The following is a 5,732-nucleotide window of genomic DNA, read 5'->3' on the forward strand; positions in this document are numbered from 1 at the left end:
TCCTCCCATCGTCCCGCTCCGGGAGCCTGCCATGCCGCTCAGCCTCGACAAGACCCTGCTGACCACGATCCTCGTGCCCTGCATCTGGGGCACCACCTACATCATCTTCACCGAGACGCTGCCGGTGGATCACCCGCTGCTCATCGGAGCGCTCCGGGCCCTGCCCGCCGGCCTGCTGCTGATGGCGCTCGGCGCCGGCCTGCCGCCGCGCGACAAGCTGCTGCCTCTGGCGGCACTCGGTCTCGCCAATATCGGGCTGTTCTTCGCGCTGCTCTTCGTCAGTGCTGCCCGGCTGCCGGGCGGGCTCGCCGCGACGGTGGGCTCGACCCAGCCGCTGATCGTCGGCCTCCTGGCCTGGCCGCTGCTCGGCCGCCGTCCGGGCCGCTGGCAGGTCGTTGCCGCGCTGACCGGCCTCGTCGGCGTCGCCCTGCTGGTGCTCGATCCGCATGCCAAGCCTGACGCGATCGGCATCATCGCCGGCCTCGCCAGCGCCGCCTCGATGGCGACCGGCACCGTACTGATCGAACGCTGGGGCAAGATGGGCTCGCCGCTGGCGCTGGCGGCCTGGCAACTGACGCTCGGCGGGCTGATCCTGCTGCCCGTCGCCCTGCTGGTCGAAGGCCTGCCGCCAACGCCGACCGCGCTGAACGGTATCGGGCTGGGCTATCTCGTGCTGATCGGCACGGCCCTCACCTACTGGCTCTGGGTCAGGGGCATCACCACGCTCGGCGCCAGCGTTGCGTTTCTCGGCCTGCTCAGCCCGACGGTCGCGACCATCCTCGGCGCCGTCCTGCTCGGGCAATGGCTGGGCGGCATCCAGTTGCTGGGCATCGCGATCATCCTCGGCTCGACGATCGCGGGGATGGTGCTCTCGCGCCGGGCTGCGGCAGCAGCTGCTGCGCCTACGCCGCAACCCCGTACCGCTTGATCTCCCACTGGAGCTCGAAGCCGGAATTGTCCTTGACCCGCCGGCGGACCTCCTCGCCGAGCCCCTCCACATCGGCGGCCGTCGCGCCGCCGGTGTTGATCAGGAAGTTGCAGTGCATCTCCGAGACCTGCGCCCCGCCGATGCGCAGTCCGCGGCAGCCGGCAGCGTCGATCAGTTGCCAGGCCTTGCCGCCTTCCGGGTTCTTGAAGGTCGAGCCGCCGGTGCGTTCCTTGATCGGCTGGGCCGCCTCGCGCGCCTGCGTCACCCGGTCCATCTCGGCCTGGATCACCGCCTGCTCGCCCGGGCGCCCCTGAAACAGGGCCGAGGTGAAGATGATGTCGTGGGTCGACGCCGCGCTGTTGCGATAGGTGAAGCCCATCTGCGCATGGCTGAGCGTGACGATCTCGCCCTTGCGGGTGACGCCGCGCGCCTCCACCAGAACGTCGGTGGTCTCGCCGCCATGCGCACCGGCATTCATGCGCAGCGCTCCGCCGATCGAGCCGGGAATGCCGCGATAGAAGGCGAGCCCGTCGAGCGAGGCATCGGCCGCGGCACGCGCCACCTTGACGTCCGGCACCGCGGTGCCCGCCCGCAGCCGGTCGCCCGACTCCAGCCTGATCTCGCCGAAGGCCTTGCCACCGAGCCGGATCACGACGCCGGGAATGCCGCCGTCGCGTACGATCAGGTTCGAGCCGAGGCCGATCACCGTCACCGGGATCTCTTCCGGCAGCTTCGACAGCAGATAGGCGAGGTCCTCGTCGTCGGCCGGCGTGAACAGGGTTTGCGCGGAGCCGCCCACGCGGAACCATGTCAGCCCCGACAGGTCCTGGTTGGCGAGGAGCCGCCCCCGCAGGTCGGGGGCCGAGGCGCGAATGTCGGAGGAGAGGTCTTGGAATGCCATGGCGTCGCTTTAGAGCATGATGTTCCCGGGCGGAACAGGCCGTCTGCCCGGCTCAAGCCCGAGCATGACGGCGCAATTGCGGCGAACCCGCTCAGCCCAGCGCCTTGAGCTCGCCGGGCAGCGCATAGGCCCATTGCGTGATGTTGCCGGCGCCGAGGCAGACGACATAGTCGCCCGGGCCCGCGAGCTCCGCCACCATGCCGGCGAGCTTGTCCGGCCCCTCCAGCGCCAGCGCATGACGATGGCCGCGCGCCTTGATGCCGGCGACCAGCGAATCGCGGTCGGCGCCGGGGATCGGCGCCTCGCCGGCGGCATAGGTATCGGCCACGATCACCGTGTCGGCATCGTTGAAGCAGGCGGCGAAATCGTCGAACAGGCTGGAGAGCCGGGTGTAGCGATGCGGCTGCACCACAGCGATCACCTTGTTTTTGGTCGAGGCGCGGGCCGCCTTCAACACCGCGGCGATCTCGACCGGATGGTGTCCGTAATCGTCGAAGATCAGCGCGCCGTTCCACTCGCCGGTCTTGGTGAAGCGCCGCTTCACGCCGCCGAAGCCGGCCAGCGCCTCTCGGATGCGTTCGACGGGCACGCCGAGATCGTAGGCGACCGCGATCGCGGCCGTCGCGTTCAGCGCGTTGTGGTGGCCGGGCATCGGCATGACGAGATCGCGGATCACCTCGTCGCGCCCGTTCTTGCGGTCGCGGACCAGCAGGGTGAAGCGCGCCTGCCCGCCGGAGAGATCGATGTCGAGCAGGCGGAAATCGGCCTGGGGGTTTTCGCCATAGGTGATGACGCGCCGGTCGGTGATCTGCCCGACCAGGCCCTGGACCGTCGGATGATCGATGCACATCACCGCGAAGCCGTAGAACGGCAGGTTCTCGACGAAGGAGCGAAAGGCGCCCTTGATCGCGTCGAAGGTGCCGAAATGGTCGAGATGCTCGGGGTCGATATTGGTGACGATCGCCACGTCGGCCGGCAGCTTCAGGAAGGTGCCGTCGGACTCGTCGGCCTCCACCACCATCCAGTCGCTCTCGCCCATGCGCGCATTGGTGCCGTAGGCGTTGATGATGCCGCCGTTGATCACTGTCGGATCGAGCCCGCCTTTCTCCAGCAGCGTCGCGACCAGCGAAGTCGTGGTCGTCTTGCCATGGGTGCCGGCGATGGCGACGCAGGTCTTGAGCCGCATCAGCTCGGCCAGCATCTCGGCGCGGCGCACCACCGGCAGGCGCTTCTCGCGGGCGGCGAGCAATTCGGGATTGTCGCGCTTGATCGCGGTCGAAATCACCACGACCTCGGCCTCACCGAGGTTCTCCGCCTTGTGGCCGACGAAGGTGGTGATGCCCTTTTCGGCCAGGCGCTTGACGTTGGCACCGTCGGAAGCATCGGAGCCCTGCACCTTGTAGCCGAGATTGTGCAGCACTTCGGCGATGCCGGACATGCCGATGCCGCCAATGCCGACGAAATGGATGGAGCCGAGCTTCGGCGGCAGCTTCATGGTGGGTGAATCCTGTCAGTTCTGGGAATGGGCCGTGGCGATCACGAGATCGGCCAGGCGGTCGGCAGCGTCGGGGATACCCGCGCTCTTCGCGTTTGCAGCCATGCCAGTCAAGTGTTCGGGCTCGGCGAGCAGCCGCGAGAGTTCGCTGGCGAGCCGGCGCGGCGTGAATTCGGGTTGCAGGATTCTGACCGCGCCGCCCGCCCCTTCGAGGAAAGCGGCATTGGCGGCCTGGTCCTGGTCGAGCGAGCCCGGCAGCGGTACCAGGATCGCCGGTCGGCCGATCACGGTGAGCTCCGCGATGGTCGAGGCGCCGGAGCGGGCGACGACCAGATGCGCTGCCGCCATCTGCGCCGGCAGGTCCTTGAAGAAGGGGGCGATCGTCGCCCGGATGCCGAGCTTGTCGTAGATGCCGCGCACGCGGTCGTCGTCCTCGGCCCGCGCCTGCTGGACGATGGTCAGCCGCGCCCGCTCGGCGTCGTCGAGGAGCTGCACCGCCGGCGGCACGATGTCGGCCATGATGCGCGCCCCCTGGCTGCCGCCGAAGACGAGCAGCTGGATCTTGCCGTCATCGCGCTGCGCATCGGCACGGCCGGCCGCCTCGATCACGGCGGGACGCACGGGGTTGCCGACATGGCGGCACTTGGCCTGCTGCACCGGCGTCAGGCCGCCGACCTTGGCGAAGCCCGTCGCGATCACGTCGGCACGCCCGGCGAGGAAGCGGTTGGCGCGGCCGATCACGGCGTTCTGCTCGTGGATGAGGGTTCGCACCCCGGCAAGCGAAGCGCCGAGGACCGGCGGCACGGTCGGATAGCCGCCGAAGCCGACGACGACGTCGGGGCGCACCTGCCTGATGATCCGCCGCGCCGCGAAGGTGCCCTTGGCGATGTGGAGCAGGGCCGTCGCCTTCTGCACGGGCGAGCGGCCGGACGGTGTCGCCGCCGGCACGGCGTGGACCGCCTCGGCCGGGAAGCTGCCGGCATATTCCGCCGCGCGGGTATCGGTCATCAGCACGACCCGCATGCCCTTGGCATGGAGCGCATGGCTCAGCGCTTCCGCCGGGAATAGATGGCCGCCGGTCCCGCCGGCGGCCAGCATGATGAGCTTGCCGGAGGCCATCGCTCAGCGTCCGTAGGAGCCGAAATCGACAGAGCGCGGCCTGCGCCGGGTCAAGGCGAGCAGAAAGCCGGTACCCACCGCGAGCGAGAGCAGCGAGGAGCCGCCATAGGAGATGAAGGGCAGCGTCATGCCCTTGGCCGGCATCATGTGCAGGTTGACCATCATGTTGATCGCCGCCTGTATCCCGAAGAGCAGCGCGAGCCCGGTCACCGCGAGGCGGATGAAGGGGTCTTCCGCCTTCTGCGCCACGAAGAGCGAGCGCAGCACGATCACCGCGAACAGCGCCACCAGCAGCATGCAGACGACGACGCCGAACTCCTCGGCCGTCACGGCGAAGATGAAGTCGGTATGCGCGTCGGGCAGAATCCGCTTCACCGTGCCTTCGCCCGGGCCCTTCCCGAGCCAGCCGCCCTGCGCGAAGCTCTCGAGCGCGGTATCGATCTGGAAGGTGTCGCCCGAGCCCTTGTCCATGAAGCGCTCGATGCGGGCGCGCACGTGCGGCACCAGCTCATAGGCGACGAGGATGCCGACGGCGCCGACGCCGCCGAGCCCGATGACCCAGAACCAATGCAGGCCGGCGACGAAGAAGAGCCCGGCCCAGACCAGGCTGACGAGCATCGTCTGGCCGAAATCCGGCTGCAGCACCAGCGGCACGATGGTGATCGGCAGGAGCAGCAGGGCGAGGATCGTGCCGGGCAGGTCGGGCCGGCGGGACCCTTCCGCGAAGGCCCAGGCGGCGAGGACCACGAAGGCGGGCTTCAGGAACTCGGAAGGCTGCACCGAGCCCAGCGGCCCGAGCGTCAACCAGCGCCTCGCTCCCTTCACCTCGACGCCGAAATAGAGCGTCGCCACCACCATCGCGAGCGAGCCGATATAGATCAGCAACGCCGCGCGCCTGACCTGTCTCGGCGTCATCAGCGAGACACCGAGGAAAATAGCCAGCGCGCCGACGAGATAGGCGGCCTGGCGGTTGACGAAATGGAAAGTCGAGAGGCCGAGGCGCTCGGCGACCGGCGGCCCGCCCGCCATCAGCAGCACCACGCCCGACACCATCAGCGCGACGAGCGCGGTGAGGATCAGGCGGTCGATCGACCACCACCAGCGGCCACTGAGAGAAGGTTCCGCGCGCGAGACCATGACGGGCATCCCATCGACAAATTCTGCGCGACTCGGCCGCGCCTGCGTGACGAATCACTCTGTCAATGAATGGTTAACCGATTGATTCCGATGCGCCGCAACGCGGCTGCCGCGCCGGGCTGCGTTATCGCTCGACTCCGGCGCGGAACGAT

At 68.9% G+C, this 5,732-nt stretch carries 5 protein-coding genes; 1 reads left to right on the forward strand and 4 read right to left on the reverse strand.

Annotated features, from left to right (window positions below; translation table 11 throughout):
- Positions 1-31 precede the first annotated feature (31 nt).
- The gene (locus ACIPIA_RS09295) at positions 32-928 is read left to right on the forward strand and encodes an EamA family transporter (RefSeq protein ID WP_400508805.1); all 897 of its coding nucleotides are present in this window, start codon (positions 32-34) and stop codon (positions 926-928) included.
- On the opposite strand, the gene murB is transcribed toward ACIPIA_RS09295, so the two are convergent.
- The 4 genes from murB to ACIPIA_RS09315 form a co-directional block, all read right to left on the reverse strand.
- A complete protein-coding gene (murB, locus tag ACIPIA_RS09300) occupies positions 903-1,829 on the reverse strand; it encodes a UDP-N-acetylmuramate dehydrogenase (protein ID WP_400508807.1) in 927 nt (308 codons plus the stop codon). The two genes, ACIPIA_RS09295 and murB, sit on opposite strands and share 26 nt — an antisense overlap.
- A 91-nt stretch (positions 1,830-1,920) precedes the next feature.
- Entirely contained in the window at positions 1,921-3,324 is a 1,404-nt protein-coding gene (murC, locus tag ACIPIA_RS09305) for a UDP-N-acetylmuramate--L-alanine ligase (protein WP_400508809.1), read from the reverse strand.
- 15 nt (positions 3,325-3,339) lie between these two features.
- Positions 3,340-4,443 (reverse strand): undecaprenyldiphospho-muramoylpentapeptide beta-N-acetylglucosaminyltransferase, encoded by a 1,104-nt coding sequence (murG, locus tag ACIPIA_RS09310; RefSeq protein WP_400508811.1) that lies wholly within the window; start codon positions 4,441-4,443, stop codon positions 3,340-3,342.
- A 3-nt stretch (positions 4,444-4,446) separates the two neighbouring features.
- Entirely contained in the window at positions 4,447-5,580 is a 1,134-nt protein-coding gene (locus tag ACIPIA_RS09315; RefSeq protein WP_400508813.1) for an FtsW/RodA/SpoVE family cell cycle protein, read from the reverse strand.
- Positions 5,581-5,732: the final 152 nt, after the last annotated feature.

Source organism: Allobosea sp. CER48, assembly GCF_044752385.1.
Lineage (GTDB): Bacteria > Pseudomonadota > Alphaproteobacteria > Rhizobiales > Beijerinckiaceae > Allobosea.

What these genes read in the sequence shown, in the direction of transcription:
- murG (WP_400508811.1), bottom strand. Translation starts at nt 4,443, where the DNA reads ATGGCCTCCGGCAAGCTCATCATGCTGGCCGCCGGCGGGACCGGCGGC.
- murC (WP_400508809.1), bottom strand. Translation starts at nt 3,324, where the DNA reads ATGAAGCTGCCGCCGAAGCTCGGCTCCATCCATTTCGTCGGCATTGGC.
- murB (WP_400508807.1), bottom strand. Translation starts at nt 1,829, where the DNA reads ATGGCATTCCAAGACCTCTCCTCCGACATTCGCGCCTCGGCCCCCGAC.
- ACIPIA_RS09295 (WP_400508805.1), top strand. Translation starts at nt 32, where the DNA reads ATGCCGCTCAGCCTCGACAAGACCCTGCTGACCACGATCCTCGTGCCC.
- ACIPIA_RS09315 (WP_400508813.1), bottom strand. Translation starts at nt 5,580, where the DNA reads ATGGTCTCGCGCGCGGAACCTTCTCTCAGTGGCCGCTGGTGGTGGTCG.